The sequence below is a fragment of the Thermoflexus hugenholtzii JAD2 genome, from assembly GCF_900187885.1.
Taxonomy (GTDB): Bacteria; Chloroflexota; Anaerolineae; order Thermoflexales; family Thermoflexaceae; genus Thermoflexus; species Thermoflexus hugenholtzii.
Genome location: NZ_FYEK01000022.1, coordinates 132,852 through 148,361, shown reverse-complemented (window position 1 = coordinate 148,361; position 15,510 = coordinate 132,852). Strand labels below are relative to the sequence as shown.

At 67.6% G+C, this 15,510-nt stretch carries 14 protein-coding genes; 5 read left to right on the top strand and 9 right to left on the bottom strand.

Features of this window, described 5'->3' with window-relative positions:
* Positions 1-117 precede the first annotated feature (117 nt).
* From CFB18_RS05825 to CFB18_RS05805, 5 genes are all read left to right on the top strand, one after another.
* Positions 118-828 (top strand): FkbM family methyltransferase, encoded by a 711-nt coding sequence (locus CFB18_RS05825; protein ID WP_159461597.1) that lies wholly within the window; start codon positions 118-120, stop codon positions 826-828.
* Positions 828-1,775 carry a mevalonate kinase gene (gene mvk, locus CFB18_RS05820; RefSeq protein ID WP_088570887.1) on the top strand — a complete coding sequence of 316 codons (948 nt, stop codon included), beginning with the start codon at positions 828-830 and terminating at the stop codon, positions 1,773-1,775. Before CFB18_RS05825 ends, mvk begins: the two co-directional genes overlap by 1 nt.
* Before the next feature lie 22 nt (positions 1,776-1,797).
* Positions 1,798-3,183: a 16S rRNA (cytosine(967)-C(5))-methyltransferase RsmB gene (rsmB, locus tag CFB18_RS05815; protein WP_159461596.1), complete on the top strand. Its 1,386-nt coding sequence runs from the start codon at positions 1,798-1,800 to the stop codon at positions 3,181-3,183.
* A gap of 366 nt (positions 3,184-3,549) precedes the next feature.
* The gene (locus tag CFB18_RS05810; RefSeq protein WP_143597532.1) at positions 3,550-3,822 is read left to right on the top strand and encodes a hypothetical protein; all 273 of its coding nucleotides are present in this window, start codon (positions 3,550-3,552) and stop codon (positions 3,820-3,822) included.
* Positions 3,823-4,081: 259 nt separating this feature from the next.
* Positions 4,082-5,473, top strand: a complete 1,392-nt coding sequence (locus CFB18_RS05805) for an aspartate kinase (RefSeq protein ID WP_088570857.1) — start codon at positions 4,082-4,084, stop codon at positions 5,471-5,473.
* Between the two features lie 42 nt (positions 5,474-5,515).
* Here CFB18_RS05805 and CFB18_RS05800 read toward each other — a convergent pair whose 3' ends face one another.
* The 9 genes from CFB18_RS05800 to CFB18_RS05760 all read right to left on the bottom strand — a co-directional run bounded on the left by CFB18_RS05800 (position 5,516) and on the right by CFB18_RS05760 (position 15,474).
* Entirely contained in the window at positions 5,516-6,340 is an 825-nt protein-coding gene (locus tag CFB18_RS05800) for a DUF5656 family protein (protein ID WP_088570856.1), read from the bottom strand.
* Positions 6,341-6,356: 16 nt separating this feature from the next.
* The gene (locus CFB18_RS05795; protein ID WP_088570855.1) at positions 6,357-6,983 is read right to left on the bottom strand and encodes a GNAT family N-acetyltransferase; all 627 of its coding nucleotides are present in this window, start codon (positions 6,981-6,983) and stop codon (positions 6,357-6,359) included.
* 43 nt (positions 6,984-7,026) lie between these two features.
* Positions 7,027-7,914 carry an LLM class F420-dependent oxidoreductase gene (locus CFB18_RS05790; protein WP_088570854.1) on the bottom strand — a complete coding sequence of 296 codons (888 nt, stop codon included), beginning with the start codon at positions 7,912-7,914 and terminating at the stop codon, positions 7,027-7,029.
* A gap of 78 nt (positions 7,915-7,992) precedes the next feature.
* Positions 7,993-9,825, bottom strand: coding sequence for a glycosyltransferase family 39 protein (locus CFB18_RS05785; protein WP_088570853.1), 1,833 nt, complete (start codon positions 9,823-9,825; stop codon positions 7,993-7,995).
* Between the two features lie 91 nt (positions 9,826-9,916).
* Positions 9,917-12,136, bottom strand: coding sequence for a DUF2142 domain-containing protein (locus tag CFB18_RS05780; protein WP_088570852.1), 2,220 nt, complete (start codon positions 12,134-12,136; stop codon positions 9,917-9,919).
* Positions 12,137-12,159: 23 nt separating this feature from the next.
* On the bottom strand, positions 12,160-12,612 hold the full coding sequence (locus tag CFB18_RS05775; RefSeq protein ID WP_088570886.1) for a secondary thiamine-phosphate synthase enzyme YjbQ: 453 nt from the start codon (positions 12,610-12,612) through the stop codon (positions 12,160-12,162).
* A gap of 101 nt (positions 12,613-12,713) precedes the next feature.
* Positions 12,714-13,067 carry a MerR family transcriptional regulator gene (locus tag CFB18_RS05770; RefSeq protein ID WP_088570851.1) on the bottom strand — a complete coding sequence of 118 codons (354 nt, stop codon included), beginning with the start codon at positions 13,065-13,067 and terminating at the stop codon, positions 12,714-12,716.
* A gap of 28 nt (positions 13,068-13,095) precedes the next feature.
* Positions 13,096-14,280: a S1C family serine protease gene (locus CFB18_RS05765; protein ID WP_088570850.1), complete on the bottom strand. Its 1,185-nt coding sequence runs from the start codon at positions 14,278-14,280 to the stop codon at positions 13,096-13,098.
* Between the two features lie 21 nt (positions 14,281-14,301).
* Complete coding sequence (locus tag CFB18_RS05760; protein ID WP_088570849.1) at positions 14,302-15,474, bottom strand: S1C family serine protease; 1,173 nt, start codon at positions 15,472-15,474, stop codon at positions 14,302-14,304.
* Between the last annotated feature and the right edge of the window lie 36 nt (positions 15,475-15,510).

Sequence of the window (15,510 nt, the reverse complement as noted above, 5' to 3'; positions counted from 1 at the left end):
CTGGGAAAGGACCGGATGGGGGACAAACTCACAAAAGCACGAGAGGTTTTCCAGAAGGAAGGGTTTCGCGGCTTCGCCCGGGAGGCCTTCTGGTTCCCCTATCGAAGAGCAATCTCCATGCTCGCCGCAATCCGCGGACAGCAACGCTTGAGGATTGGCAAAGTCGCTCTCCTCTTCCATATTCAATCCTACGCGGAGGCCCTCCATCTGATCCAGACCTTTCAAACCGAGAACGAATGCCTGCGATATCTGGCGAGCCGCCTGCATGAAGGAGATGTGTTCTGGGATGTGGGAGCCTATCACGGCCTTTATGCCATGCTCGCCGCCCGCCTCGGTGGCAAGGTCATCGCCTTCGAACCATACGGGCCCAATGCCCAACGGATCCGGGAGAACGCCCGACTTAACCGGTGCGAAGATCACATCCAGGTTATGACGCTGGCACTCTCCGATCGACATGGCATGGCCTCCTTCGATGTCCGGGGCGGGCAGCGATCGTTCATGATGGGGCACATCACCGCCGGCCCTCGATCCGCCCTGAACGTTCGAACGGTCCCGGGGGACAGCCTCGTGGCTTCCGGGATCCCGGCGCCGGACATCGTCAAGATCGATGTGGAGGGCCATGAGCTTCATGTGCTGTGGGGGATGCGGGAGACCCTGCGTCGTCACGTGCACGCCATGATCTGTGAGGTTCACGCGGAATATCTGGCCCGACATGGCAAGTCCGGATCCGTGGAGCGCTTTTTGCAAAGCCTGGGGTTCAGGGTCTTCCGCATCCGCGATCGATGGACCGAGTATTTCCTCGCTGCAGAAAGGGTTGCCGGGCCATGATGGCAGAGACCCGCCTTCCGGTGGAAGCTTCCGCCTGCGGCAAGGTGATCCTGCTGGGGGAGCATGCGGTGGTCTACGGCCGGCCCGCCCTCGCCGCCCCGGTGTGCGGGTTGCGGGCCCGGGCGCGGGCGGAGCCCCTTCCACCTGGGGCCGGCTGCTGGATCGAAGCGCCGGACACCGGGGAAAGGCTCCGGCTCTCCGAGGCGCCGGATCACCCCCTGGCCCGGACGGTTCGTCTGGCTCTGGAGCATCTCGGGCTCCCGGAGCCAGACCTCCGGCTTGTCCTGCGCTCCGAGCTCCCCGTCGCCGGGGGGCTCGGCAGCAGCGCGGCGGCCTCCGCCGCGCTGGTGCGGGCCCTTTTCCGCTGGGCCGACCGGACACCGGAGCCGGAGATCGTGTCCGCCCTGGTCTACGAGATCGAGAAACTGCACCACGGCACCCCCAGCGGGATCGACAACACGGTCATCGCCTACGAGCGCCCCATCCGCTTCGTTCGGGGCCGGCCTCCCGTGCTTCTGCGGATCGCCCGCCCGTTCACCCTGGTGATCGCCGATTCCGGGGTCCCCAGCCCCACCCGGGAGACCGTGGCCGCGGTCCGCGCGGGCTGGGAGCGGGAACCGGCCCGCTACGAGGCCCTGTTCGACGCCATCGCGGATTTGGTTCAGGAGGCGGAGGCATGCCTGCAGGCCGGGGCCATCGAAGCCCTGGGGCCCCTCCTGGACGCCAACCATCGGATCCTGCAGGAGCTGGGCGTCTCCTCGCCCCTTCTGGATCATCTGGTCGAAGCCGCCCGGATGGCGGGGGCGCTGGGGGCCAAGCTCACCGGCGGGGGACGAGGTGGGAACGTGATCGCCCTGGTGCGTCCGGAAGATGTGGAGGTTGTCACCCGCGCCCTCCGTGCCGCCGGCGCGCGAGGGGCCTTCGCGACCGAAGTGCGGGCGGATTAACCCGGATCCCGGAGGTCGAGGGGTGCCCTCGAAAACGCCCATCCGATCGCCGGCTCGGTATCACGCCCTGCGGGCCCTCCATCGCATCGAGACGCGGGCCGCCTACGCCGATTACGTGCTCCAGGCGCTCCGCCGGGAGGTGGCGCTCTCCCCCCGGGATCAGGATCTCCTCACCACCCTGGTGGACGGCGTGACGATCTGGCGGAAGACCCTGGACTGGGTGCTGGCCCGCTATGTGCGAGGCGGCCTGGAGCGGCTGGACCCCTGGACGCGGAACGCCCTGCGGATGGGCCTGTATCAGCTGATGTTCCTGGATCGCATCCCGCGCTGGGCGGCGGTCCACGAGACGGTGGAGGTGACCCGGGCCCTGGCCGGGGAGGGGGCCGCCGCCCTGGTGAACGCCGTGCTGCGTCGCATCTCCGCGCGGCTGGAGCAGGGACGGCCTCCCGCTCCCTTCCCTTCCCTAGCGGAGGATCCGGTGGCTCACCTGGCGGTGCGCTACTCGTATCCGGAATGGCTGGTGCGCCGGTGGATCGCCCGCTACGGGGTGGAGGGCGCGCGCGCCCTCTGTCGCTTCCACAACACCCCGCGGCCGTTGAGCCTGCGGGTCAACCGCCTGCGGGCCACCCGCGAGGAGATCCTCGCCGACCTGGAGGCGCGGGGCCTGCGGGCCCGGCCGGGAGCCTATCACCCCTACATCGTTCTGGTGGAAGGCGGGCTCGATCTCACAACGTGGCCCCCTTATCAGGAGGGCAAGGTCATCGCCCAGGATGAGTCGGCGGCCATGGTGCCCTACCTGATGGACCTGCGACCCGGCCTGCGGGTCCTGGACCTCTGCGCGGCCCCTGGGGGGAAGACCACGGCCATCGCGGAAGGCATGGGGGATCACGGTTGGCTGATCGCGGCGGACGCCCACTTCGGCCGTCTGCGGCGGCTGCGGGAGCACGCCCTCCGGATGGGGTTCACCATCATCCGGGTGGTCCAGGCGGACGGACGGAGGCCCTTCCTCCCGGAATGGGCGGACCGCATCCTGATCGACGCCCCATGTCTGGGGACCGGCGTGCTGGCCCGGCGCAGCGACGCGCGATGGCACAAACAGGAGTCGGACCTCATCGGACTGGTGGCGGTGCAGCGAGCCCTGCTGGAGTCGGCCGCCCGGATGCTCCGCCCCGGCGGGCGCATCGTCTACAGCACCTGCTCCCTGGAGCCGGAGGAGAACGAAGAACAAATCCGCGCCTTCCTGCGGGATCATCCGGAGTTCCGCCTCCTCTCCGCCCAGGGGAAGGTCCCCAGCCCCTTCGTGGACGCCGAGGGCTTCTACCGGGTCCTCCCCCATGTCCACCACATGGACGGGGCTTTCGGGGCCATCCTCGAGAAACTCCCCGCCCCACCGGCCGGATTCGGATGATCCCCCTCACAGAAAAATTGTGACATTTGTCACTACTTTGGGGAAGGAAGATCGAGGATGATGAAGGCGCAAGCAGCGCCATCGCCGCCCACTCCACTGGCGTTCGCTTGCCCTGGCCCCTCCTTTCCTGCTGCGGCCCGGCTCGGACCCCAGACCGAGACCGGGCCGCATGCATTTTCGGAAGAAACCCACCCACCCTGACGGATCGGATCCGTGGGATCCCCCAGAGCGCCGGGCGGCGCGCCTCGAGGAGCCCCATGGTCAGGCCCATAGGCGACGTGGGCCAGGGTGAAGGAGCTGCAGTCTACGTAGCGGGCCACGATTGGGTTGAAAAGAGAAGGCCCTCCCCCAAGGTTGCGGCCCGTCTTGACGTCCCATGCGGAGCTGGGTCGGATCGCCGAGCTCCTCTCCCGCCCTGTAGTGGTTTACGAAATGGAGGGAGAGATCATCCCGATCACCGAGGAAGATCTTGCGGTTGTGCGCGCTCAGCTGGTGAAGCCTCGTTCCGAGGAAGTTGTGCGGGAGCTGGCCCTCGCTTACAAGATCGCCGAACGGGAGAGCATGGTCGCCATGGGAAAGAGCCGCGCCGGGCTCTCGTTCCCGTCCGGGTTGACAGATCGAGCGATGCGCATACAATAAAAGACAACCCCGCAGGCTCACGGGAGGAGCGACGCGATGCCGAAGCAGATGGGCATCCCCTCGATGGCGATGACCATGACCGGGATGATGACCACCGGTCTTCCGGGCGGCCGGGGGGATGTCCGGGCTTTCGCAGGATGAACGGCTGACCTCAACGTCGACGCACATCCTAACCCCCCGGCCCGAAGGCAGGCCGGGGGGTTGCTTTTTCTCGGGGCGCAACGGGAGCGGCCCCCTACCCTTCACCGAGGAGGCGACCATGCGGGTGATGAAGTTCGGTGGGACTTCGGTGGGCGATGCGGCGCGCCTGCGCCACGTGGCCGACCTGATCGCGGGCCAACGGGCCGCTCACCCCCAGCTGGTCGTGGTGGTCTCCGCCATGGCCGGGGTAACCGACGCCCTCATCCGGATGAGCCAGCAGGCTCGGGAAGGGAACCCGGAGTGGAGGCAGACCCTGGCGGACCTCCGGGAGCGCCATCGGGAGGCTGTGGATGAGCTGGAGTTGCCGGAGGAGGAAGCCCGGGCCCTCTGCGAGGAGCTGGAACAGGGGTTCGGCCGGGCGGAGCAGCTGGCGCAGGCGGTGGCGGCCCTCCGGGAGCTTTCCCCCTCTATCGCCGATTTGCTGGCGGGGATGGGGGAGCGCTGGAGCGCCCGCATGCTGGCGGCGGTCCTGCGGGCCCGGGGCATCCCCGCCCGCGCAGTGGACGCGGATGCCTTCTTGATCACCGACGATCATTTCGGGGAAGCCTCCCCCAACCTGGAAGAGACGCGAGCCCGCGCGCGAGCGGCCCTCCTCCCTCTGGTGGAGGCCGGGGTCGTCCCGGTGGTGACCGGCTTCATCGGCGCCACCCCGGAGGGCCGCCCCACCACCCTGGGCCGCGGCGGCTCCGACTTCTCCGCAACGATCCTGGGCTACGCCCTGGACGCGGAATCCGTGTGGATCTGGACGGATGTGAATGGGGTGATGAGCGCGGACCCCAAGATCGTCCCTGAGGCCCGCACCATCCCGGAGCTTTCCTACATCGAAGCGGCCGAGATGGCCTATTTCGGCGCAAAGGTCCTCCACCCGCGCACCCTCCTCCCTTGCATCGACCGTCGCATCCCGGTGCGGATCCTGAACACCTTCCATCCCCAACACCCCGGCACCTGGATCGTCCCGGAGCCCCGGGGCAACGGCCAGGTGAAGGCGGTCACCCTGATCAAGAACATGAGCCTGATCACGGTGGAAGGGCGGGGGATGCTGGGCGTGCCGGGGGTGGCCGCCCGGGCCTTCGCGGCCGTGGCCGAGCTGGGGGTGAGCATCCTGATGATCTCCCAGTCCTCCTCGGAGCAGAACATCTGCTTCGTGATCCCTTCCCCGGCCGCCGCCCGGGTGGTGAGGGCGCTGCGGTCGGCCTTCGAGCGGGAGATGGCCCGGCGGGACATCGAGGATATCTGGGCGATGGATCGGGTGGCCATCATCGCCGTGGTGGGCGCCGGCCTGCGGGCGACGCCGGGGATCGCCGCGCGGGTCTTCAGCGCCCTGGGCGCCGGGCGCATCAACGTTCTCTCCATCGCCCAGGGCTCCTCCGAATACAACCTCTCTCTGGTGGTCGCGGAGAGCGACGCGGAGGAGGCCGTCCGCCGCATCCACGCCGCGTTCTATACGTAAGGGCGGGGTCGCCGCCTTCCCGCCGGCCGCGGCCCGGAGCGGTCATCCGGCCAGCCAGCGGGCCAGCAGGGCCACCAGAAAGCCCAGGCTGCCGAACTCCACGGCCACCCGCGGCGAGAGGGCACGCCCCTGCAGATGCCAGAGGCTCATCTCGACCAGCTCGTAGAGCATGATCAGCCACCAGAGCCCCAGGGTGACCGGGGAGAGAGTCCAGTAACGAAAGGCCGCGGCCACCGCCGCCATGCTCCACCCGATCAGGGCGACATAGAGCCACCGCCGGCGCTCCGGGACTTCGGCCTCCACCAGGCGGGTGGCGGCGAGGCCGGCCGCGATGAGCCCCCCGAGGATCATATGGGAGAGGGTTCGCCATCCGCTCTGGAAGACCCCCACGATGGCCGCCAGGGCGATCAGGTAGCCCAGGGCCTGAACCAGAAGCGGGGTCGCCAGGGCGGGGATCCCGCGGGTCTCCAGCCGGTAACGCTCCCCGAGCATGGCGACCGCGAGGGCCATTCCCCCGAGCCCCAGCCCGATCCACCAGATCGGGCTGACCGGGAACCCCAGGGTGAAGAGCATCCCGCCCAGCGCCACCCCCGCCGGCGTGATCAAGCGGCTGAGCTGGCGCCCCCAGCTCTCCTCCTGAAAGCGGGGATGGGACCTCAGGAAGGACTCCGTCCCGGCCGCTGCCAGGGCAGCGCTGAACAGCCCGATCCCCAGGGCCGGGGTCCACCGCAACCCCAGCGGAGAGCCCAGGATCCGCACCGCGATCTCCGGCCCCTCGGGAGGGGTCATCCGGGCGATCACCCATCCCAGGATCACCAGGCTCACCGTGATCGGGATCGGGAGCCACGATGGCGCTCGCGTTTCCATCTTCGCCCTTGCCTCGTCATAAGGGGGATCCGGGGGAGGCGTCTGGCCCCACCTTCTCCCCTCGGAAGAACTGTTCCCTCACCCTTTCGCGGGCCGTCTGCCATTCCCGATCCAGGATCGCGTAGATGAGGAGATCTCCCCATCCTTCCCCATAGCGGGCGACTTCACGAAGCCGCCCCTCCATCCGGAAGCCCAGGCGTTCTGGAATCGCGCGGCTGCGATGGTTCTCTGGGGCCACTCGGATCTCCACACGGTGCAGACGGCGGGTGAGGAACAGATCGTCCAGCACCGCCGTCACCGCCCGGGTCATGATCCCCCGGCCCTGATGGCCGGCGTCCAGCCAGTAGCCGATGGAGGTGTCCGCCGTGAAATCGGTGGGGGAATGGATGCCACGCACGCCCACCACGCCAACCAGCTCCTCCCCCTCCCAGATCCCCAGCTCATATCCGGTTCCCCGGGCGAACCGTCCCAGAGCGTCCTCGATGAAGGCCAGGCTATCCGCGACTGACCGCACCCCGTCCACCCAGGGCAGCCAGGGGCGCAGATGGTCCCGGTTGCGATCGGTCAGGGCGAACAGGGTTTCCGCGTGGTGGCGCTCCAGCAGGCGCAGCCGGAGCCCTCCCCCCAGTTCGGTTCCCCACATCTCCGATCTCCGCGGATCTGTCCTCATGACCTCCCGCGGCGCCTCAGCCCAGGTGCGGGCGGAGGGCCGCGATGCGTCGCATTTGTTCGATCTGGGCTTCCAGCGCAGGAGCCTCGAAGGTGAGGATCACCCCTTCTGCTCCGGCCGCCCGGAGGGCCTGCAACCCCTCCAGCACCTGTTCGGAGGATCCGGTCAGCCGCATCCGCCGCTCGCCGGTAGGTGAGGTGTAAATCGGTGGAAGAGTGGAATCCAGCGCCACATACATGCGGCAGATCACGGGAATGGAGCGCCCACCGGCCCACTCCCGCAGCCGGGCGATCCGCTCCCGCAGGGTCTCCGGGTCCAGGCCCACGGGGTGCCATGCGTCCCCCAGCCGGGCGGCCCGCCGCACCGCAGCCTCGGTGTTGCCGCCGATCCAGATGGGCGGCCCGCCGGGCTGGACCGGCAGCGGCTCGAAGACGGCGTCTTCGATGCGGAAGAAACGGCCGTGGAAGCGCGGGCGCGGGCTGGCCCACAGGGTTCGCATCAGTGGGATGCCCTCCTCCAGGAAGCGGATGCGGCGCCGGAAGGAGACGCCCAGGTTCTCGAACTCCCGGGCCAGCCAGCCTGCCCCGATGCCCAGGATCAACCGGCCGCCGGAGAGCTGATCCAGCGTGGCCGCCTGCTTGGCCACCAGCACCGGGTTGCGCAGCCCCAGCAGCAGAATGGAGGTCCCCAGCCGGACGCGTCGGGTCTGCCCGGCGATGTAGGCCAGGGTCGTCCAGGTCTCGAAGATACGGCCGTAGGGCTCATCATAGGCCTCCGGGACCAGGACGTGGTCCGTGGTCCAGATCGAATCGAAGCCCAGGTCCTCGGCGGCCCGCGCGACCTGGCGGAGGGCCTCCGGCGAGGAGGCCCGCCCGTAGTTCGGCAAGCAAACCCCAAGGTGCATTTGCGCGCTCCTGGTTTCACCTCCTTGTTTAGCCTTTCGATTTTAATCCGATGATGGCACTCGGAGCCATCCCTTCCCCTACCTTTGGCCCCCCGCATCCGCTGGCGCTGAGAGATGCAGAGCGCCGGCGGCGTCCACCCACAGGTCGGCCAGGGGGACTGCGTCGGCGGGGAACCTGCGCCCGTCCCGATCATAAGCGGGAAGCCGCTCCATCGTCGGCAGATCGTACAATCCGGTCACCACCGTTCCCGAGAAAACGCTCTCGGGTGGGGGAAGCGGGAGGGCCAAGCGATCGATGAAGATCCAGTCCCGGCGCCACGCGGATGTCGGATGGGCCCCATATCCGGGATATGTGTCCACCTGGGTTAGCAGGACAAGATGTCCATCACGCCGGGTCTGAAGGTGGATGAAGACGCTGAAGCTGCGGGAGGTTTCCCGAAGGGTGCGCCAGTAATAAGTAATAGCGAGGGCCGGGCGGCCAGCGATCTGAGTGAGCTGTAAGTCATAGCCGATCAGCTCGAAATATCCATCTCCAAAGGAGATCCCTGACGGATGTGTCGGAGGATGCTCCAGCGTCCGGACCAGGTGAGGCCTGGGATAGGCCGGATGGATGTAACGGATCGGGGCTGACGCGGCGTAAACGGCCAGAAGGACGGCGAAACCAGCCGGCACAAAAGGGAAGCGACGGAACAGCTCCGTGAGGCCGACGGCCAGCGTGGCCCCGAGGGCGATGGCCGCAGGGAAGAGCAATCGTCCCCCGCCGATGAAAATCGGCGTGCTTCGGGTCAGAATCAGAAAGGAAGCAAAAACCAGCAAAAACCATCCCCACACCAGCGCAAACAGAAGGCGGATGGATCGGTTCCGATGGAGGGCCTTGAGCAAGCCGAAGAGGGCTAAGAGGCAAATCAGGCCGATCCCTCCATACACCGGGGGCTCTGCGAACAGGAGATCCCCGGGGCTGAAGGCAAGCCAGTAGGATCTCCACACATATACAAGGAAGTCCCGAAGATCTTCCAGCGTCCATGGAGACGAACGCCGTCCGAGCAATATCGTCAGGAGATGGGTGGCGAAAGGGTTCCCGTAAAGGCGCCAGTTCCTCCAGAACCACCAGGATCCCCCGACGGCCACGACCAAGGCAGCCAGACCTGCATCCAGCAAGGGTTGCCCACGGCGGGTTCGCCATGCCTGCCAAAAGGCGATCCCTCCCAGGGGGATCAGCAGTCCCAAGCCGGTCAGCTTCGTGAGGGTTGCCCCGGCGACGATCCCACCCAGGACGAAGGCCTGCCTCCGATCAAGGCCGATTTGAATCGCCCGGCCAAGCCGCCATAGACCCAGGTGGACCAGGGCGGTCACTGGCATGTCATTGCTGAACGAGGTGGCGATGAAGAGATACTGAGGGTTGAATCCCATGAAGGCAGCGCTTAAGAGGGCCACAGGCCATGGCAAGAACGCCCGACACAGCAGATAAGCGAAAAGCAACGCCATGGCCCCGCAAACCAAGGATACCAATCGCCCGGTGAAAAAGATGGGGCTCTCGGGAAAGGTGGAATAGAGCGGAGTCGTCAAGCAACGATTGCCTTCCAGAGTGCCTAATAGGTAGGGATTTACGGATGGGATAATGCGCTCCTGCATGTTCAAGAGTGCGGCGATCCCTGCGACCCCGGCATAGTAGAGAGGCGGCTGATGAGCCTCCATCTCCACCGGGGTGAACTGGGTCCGCCCAGGGATCACCCGAATCACAGGGAGCCCGTGGCCGGAACGGAGATGAAACGCATAAGCATAATGATAGGCTTCATCCGGCTTGCATAATGGGTTGTCCAGGGCATAGTAGATCCCCAGGATCAGGAAAACGCCTAAAAGCAAGGCCAGCGCTCCCCTTTCCGTCCATGTGAGGCGCGGCGCGTCACGCATGCTCCCTGACCCTCCTTCAGCCAGGATGCCGACCCCGGAATGTTTGATTCAAGCATAGGGATCTCGCCAGCATGGCTGCCAGGGGTCTTCCTCAAGGCTCCACTCGGATGCGGCTGAGGAGCACGAAGTCACGGCCGTCAGGGAGGCGCAGTCGCTCGCCGGTCTCGGGGCGGTAGAGGCCAACCTCGATCTCATAGAAACCCGGAGGCGTCTCGGGCTTCACCCGCAGGGTGTAAGATTCCCGATACACGACCCCTACCTGCCATCGGGAGGTCGGCGGATCCGGCGGGCGGTCCTCCTGTCCCCAGAGGGTTTGTGGAGGCTCCAGAATGTGGGTGAAGACCGTGTAGTCCTGCTCCACGGGGCCAAGGGCCTGCCAGTAGAGAACAAGCCGCAGAGACTCTCCGGGCCGCACCCGCCGGGGGGCGATCTCGAATCCCACCAGCTCGATCCGCCCGCCGAACCGATAGGAGACCGGATTCGGATACTCCCCGGGCCGAGGCCGGAGGACCAAGTCTCCAAACCGAACATGATCCCCCAATGGGACGCCGTTGGGGCCCCGGGCGGGCAGACGCTCCCACGTGCGTCGGTCATAAAAGCCCACTACGAACGAAAGCCGGGCGGGGGCGACGACGGCATCCGGCACCCTCAGGCGCACCAGCTCCGCCCAGCGCTCCCCCGGCCGCAAGGCCGTTGCCCGCACCAGCCCCTGACGGGGATAGCGATCCTCCTGCGTCAGGATGATGTCCAGATCATCCACGAGATGGACGAAGAGGCTCCAATCGCGAGTCGGAGCTTGCAGCGTTTCCAGATAAAGGGTGAGCTCCAACGTTCCGCCGGGCCTCAGCTCAGCAGGGCGAAGATCATATCCCCACACACGGAAAACATCCCCGAACGCGGCCTCCAGGGGTTGCGGAGGAACCCGCGGGATCGGGAAATCCGGGGGACGATAGGCGGGGGCGATCCACAGGAGGGGCGCCCACAGCGCCAGGGATCCCAGGAAGGCCGCGGGGAGGGGGATCCACCATCGGTGGCCACGGCCGATCCTCACCGCGATCTCCTCCCAGCCCGCCCAGAGGGCCAAGGCGATGGGTCCGATGGCGGGGAACATCAACCGTCCCTGCGAGGCCATCGTCTGGGAGGTCCAGCGCAGGAAGGCCCCGAACAACAGGATCCCATAAGCCAGCAGCCACAACCCGATAGCCCACGGCTCCTCCCAGCGACGCGCGCGGCGCGCCTCCCGGGCCGCGCACCCGACCCGGAGGGCCAGACCAAGGATCGCCAGGGCTGTCCCTAAGTCGAGGGCCTCGTAGGCCCAGGCGGGCATCAGCACATTCATCCCGCCGAAGACCCCCCAGAACGAGTAGCGGAAACCCTCAAACTCCCCCGCCAGATCCGCCCATGTGGCCGACCGCCGCCCGGCGATGTCCAGCATCACCGAGAGGCCGGTGGGATCGCGATAGAGGATCATGTTACGTATGAACCACCATGCGCAGAGGGAGAGGGCAATGCCGAACGCCCCAGCGATCTCCCACAGCCCCCGGGCCCACCGGCGCTCCCGCGTGGCGATGCCCAGCAGGAAAACCGCCGTGAGCGGCCAGAGGACGAGACCGCTGAGCTTGGCCAGGGCCGCTGCCCCCAGGGCGAGCCCAAGCCCCACGACGCGCCACACGGCGAAGCCGCCGCGGAGGCGGAGGGCCAGGAGCCACAACGTCAGGGCGACCATCGCGTTGACCAGATTGTCGTTGTTGATCGAGCCGCTGATGAACAGAAACATCGGGTTGAGGGCGATCAGGAGGCCGGCCCCCAGGGCGAGGGAGGGATGCCCCGGAAAGAGAATGGCGATCGCCTGCACGGTGGCGAAGACGGTCAAGGCGCTTAGCAGGACAGAAACCGCACGCCAGAGGTGGAGGGTGAGGGTTGCTCCCCGCCAGGGGAAGGATTCCATCGGGCCGTGGAGAGCCAGGTTGCGATTGGCGACCCGGGAAGCATCGCCGGGTGCCGCATGGGGGTTCGGATGGTAAAGGATCTCAAAATCATCGAGGGGGAGGCCCAGGCCGCGGGTGAGGGCCGCCAGCAACATATAGTAGAGCGGCGGCTGGCTCCCCTCCTGCTGCCAGAGGGTCTCCCGGCCCGGGACCTGGACCGGGAGGCTCCCGGTCCGCACCAGGTGGACCACAACGCCGATATGGAATCTCTCGTCCGAGGACTCAAAGAGCGGATTGACGACGCTATGCCAGAGGGCCAGCGCCAGGTAAAGGGCCAGCAGCCCTGCAAGCCGGAGGCGCGGGATGAGCGGGGACCGCTCCACCAGCTTCCTCCCCCGAGGAGGCTTCAAGCCACCCCCACCACCTTCACCAGGACCCGTTTGCGGCGCTGGCCGTCGAACTCCGCGTAGAAGATCTCCTGCCAAGGCCCCAGGTCCAGGTCCCCATCGGTGACCGGGATGATCACCTCGTGATGCAGGAGCAGGCTCTTGAGATGGGCGTCGGCGTTATCCTCGCCGGTGCGGTGATGCCGGTAGTCGGGCCGGAAGGGAGCCAGGCGGTCCAGGAGCTCCATCATGTCCTGCATGATGCCCTCTTCGTGATCGTTGACATACACGGCGGCGGTGATGTGCATGGCGCTCACCAGAGCGAAGCCCTCCCGAACCCCACTTTCCCGCACGGCCCGGCGGACGAGGTCGGTCAGGCGGAGGATGGCCCGCCGCTCCCGCGTTTGGAACCAGAGATAACGGGTCAGGGACCGATACGGCCCGTTCTCGTAGCGGCGCGTCTCTTCCTTCACCAGGTTCTCCGAAAGCGGGGCGTCCAGCTCCACCGGCCGGTTGTCGCTGAGGATGCGCACGGCACTTCCTCCTCACGGTTCAGGATGCCAGCGGACAGGTTTCAGGGTCCCGGATGCTCTTCTGGATCCCGTGGAACGGAGGCGGCGAGCATGGCGCGGAGCCGCTCCACCTCCGCCTGCAGGGCCTCGATCTGCTCCTGCAAGCGCAGGATGATCTCCACCCCGGCCAGGTTCACCCCCAGACGGGTCAGCTCCACGATGCGGCGCAGCCGGGCCACATCCCGCTCGGAATACAGGCGGGTCCGGCCGCGGGGCCGGCGCGGGGTGATCAGCCCGATGGACTCGTAATACCGGATGGTCTGCGGATGCAGCTGCACCATCGCCGCCACCGCTCCGATCCGGTAGCGCGGCTCATCCTCGTCGACCACCTCCACCGCGTAGGCCCGGACCTCCATGGTCGCCTCCACCTCCTTCCGGAAGCGCTCATTCCGCGGGGCGCTCCCCCAGGGTTACGGTGAGGGTCAGGGGCTGTCCGTCCCGCAGGACGGAGAGGGTCACCGTCTCCCCCACCCGCTTATAGTTCTCCAGGTAGATCACCAAATCGTCCACCCTCCGCAGCGGCCGGCCGTCGATGGCCGTGACCAGATCCCCGCCCAGGAACACATCCCCCAGGCGGGTGCGCACCCGCTGGGTCGCCCCCCGCAACCCCGCCCGGTCCGCCGGCCCGCCCGGCACCACCCGGACGGTGAGCAGGCCGTAATCGGCCGGGAGGTTGAACGCCTGGGCGAAGGCTGGCGTTACCTCGAAGAACGAGGCCCCCAGCCAGGGGTGCGGGTAACGGCCCCGGGCGATCAGCTCGGGGACCACCCGCTTGATGGTGTTCACAGGGACGGCGAAGCCAATGCCGACGGATCCCCCGCTGGGGGAGCGAATGGCCGTGTTGATCCCGATCACCCGCCCCTCCAGGTCCACCAGGGGGCCGCCGGAGTTGCCCGGGTTGATGGCCGCGTCGGTCTGGATCACCTCGCCCAGGGGACGATCCGAGAGCTCCAGGGTGCGCCCCAGGGCGCTGATCACCCCCACGGTCATCGTGCGATCCAGCCCGAAGGGGTTGCCGATGGCAATCACCCACTGCCCCACCCGCAGGGAGGCGGAATCCCCCAGGGTCACCGGGACCAGCTTCTCCGGCGGCACCTGAACCCGTAAGACGGCCAGGTCGTTGTAGGCGTCGGCGCCCACCAGAGCGGCCGGGACGGTGGTGCCGTCGGCGAAGATCACCTCGATCTGCTCCGCCCCCTCCACCACGTGGTTGTTCGTCACGATGTGCCCCTCCTCATCCCACACGAACCCCGAACCGGTGCCCTCCTGATAGATCGGCCCCCGGAACAGATCGAAGGCCGTAGCCCGGGTGGTGATGTGCACCACCGAGGGGCTGACCCGCTCGTAAACGGCGATGAAGGCCGCCTCCAGCGCCCGGGCCTCGGAGAGGACGCCGGGCGGGAGCGGCGTGGGGGTCGCCGCCCGAGGCGGAGGGGAAGCCGGAGCGGCAGGGCCGCTCCTCGGGCTCACCGTCGCCCGCACCCAGAAGACCGCCCCGGCGGTCGCCGCCGCACAAACCCCGATCACCAGAATCGCTCCCACCACCGGCAGCCAGCGCGCGGTGCGCATCCCTTCTCCCTCCGGATGAGATCACGGGGACGGGCGCTCCCCCAGGGTGACCTGGACCTGCTGTTCCTGACCATCGCGCAGGATGGTCAGGGTGACCGTCTGGCCGACCTCTGTGCGGTTGACGAGATAGGAGACCAGCTCGTCGAAGGAGGCGACGGGATGCCCATCGATGGCCGTGATGATGTCACCTCCGAGCCGGACGGAGGCCCTGCGGACCTGCACCTCGCGGGTGCCGCCCCGCAGGCCCGCCCGAGCCGCCGGGCCGTCGGGCTGGACCTCCTGGATCAGAACGCCGCGGACGTCCGGGACGTCATACCCGCGCGCCCGCAGTTCGGCCAGGGAGATGCCGGCGGTGGCGCTGATCCCCAGATACGGGTAACGGGCCCGCCCCTCGCGGATCAGCTGGGGCACCACCCGCTTGACGGCGTTCACCGGGATGGCGAACCCGATGCCGATGTTGGCCGGTATCCCCATCGCACTGGAATCCGTGCGGATGGCCGAGTTCACGCCGATCACTCGCCCTTCCAGATCCACCAGGGGCCCGCCGGAGTTGCCCGGGTTGATGGCCGCGTCGGTCTGGATCACGTCCGGGATCTGGAAGCGGGTGGGCGTCTCCAGGGCCCGACCGAGGGCGCTGATGATCCCCAGGGTCATCGTCCCCCGCAAGCCGAAGGGGTTGCCGATGGCCACCACCTTCTGACCCACCCGCAGCGTCTCCGAATCCCCCAGCTCCGCCGGCCGGAGCAACTCCGGCGGCACGTCCACCCGGATCACAGCCAGGTCGCTGTAGACGTCGCGGCCCACCACCCGCGCCCGGGCCACCGTGCCGTCGTAGAACGTCACCCAGATCTCCTCAGCCTGCTCCACCACGTGGTTGTTGGTGACGATGTGGCCCTGGGTGTCGTAAACGAAGCCGGACCCGCTCCCGAACGCAGAGATCTCCACACCCTCTACGTCAATGTTGACGACGGAGGGGAGGACCTTCTGGTAGATGGCGATCAGGCGCTGCTCCTCCTCATCGAGGCCAGCGGGCAACGGGGGGAGCGTCGGCGTCGGCCCGGCCGGCCGCGCCACCGCGCCTCCAGGGCGCGGGGTGGGGGTGACGAAAATCAGCTCCCGCAACGGGAGCGAGCGACACCCGCTGAGCAACACGCCGAGGCCCAGCCACAGCCAGAAGCCGTTCTTCCAGCGCATCGGTTCTCACCTCTGCAGGTTTCAGGATGGGGGAGG

Excerpts from the sequence above, each read along its gene's own strand:
- CFB18_RS05800 (WP_088570856.1), bottom strand. The coding sequence starts at position 6,340 with ATGGAAACGCGAGCGCCATCGTGGCTCCCGATCCCGATCACGGTGAGC.
- mvk (WP_088570887.1), top strand. The coding sequence starts at position 828 with ATGGCAGAGACCCGCCTTCCGGTGGAAGCTTCCGCCTGCGGCAAGGTG.
- CFB18_RS05825 (WP_159461597.1), top strand. The coding sequence starts at position 118 with ATGCTCGCCGCAATCCGCGGACAGCAACGCTTGAGGATTGGCAAAGTC.
- CFB18_RS05805 (WP_088570857.1), top strand. The coding sequence starts at position 4,082 with ATGCGGGTGATGAAGTTCGGTGGGACTTCGGTGGGCGATGCGGCGCGC.
- CFB18_RS05765 (WP_088570850.1), bottom strand. The coding sequence starts at position 14,280 with ATGCGCACCGCGCGCTGGCTGCCGGTGGTGGGAGCGATTCTGGTGATC.
- CFB18_RS05785 (WP_088570853.1), bottom strand. The coding sequence starts at position 9,825 with ATGCGTGACGCGCCGCGCCTCACATGGACGGAAAGGGGAGCGCTGGCC.
- CFB18_RS05795 (WP_088570855.1), bottom strand. The coding sequence starts at position 6,983 with ATGTGGGGAACCGAACTGGGGGGAGGGCTCCGGCTGCGCCTGCTGGAG.
- CFB18_RS05790 (WP_088570854.1), bottom strand. The coding sequence starts at position 7,914 with ATGCACCTTGGGGTTTGCTTGCCGAACTACGGGCGGGCCTCCTCGCCG.
- CFB18_RS05760 (WP_088570849.1), bottom strand. The coding sequence starts at position 15,474 with ATGCGCTGGAAGAACGGCTTCTGGCTGTGGCTGGGCCTCGGCGTGTTG.
- CFB18_RS05770 (WP_088570851.1), bottom strand. The coding sequence starts at position 13,067 with ATGGAGGTCCGGGCCTACGCGGTGGAGGTGGTCGACGAGGATGAGCCG.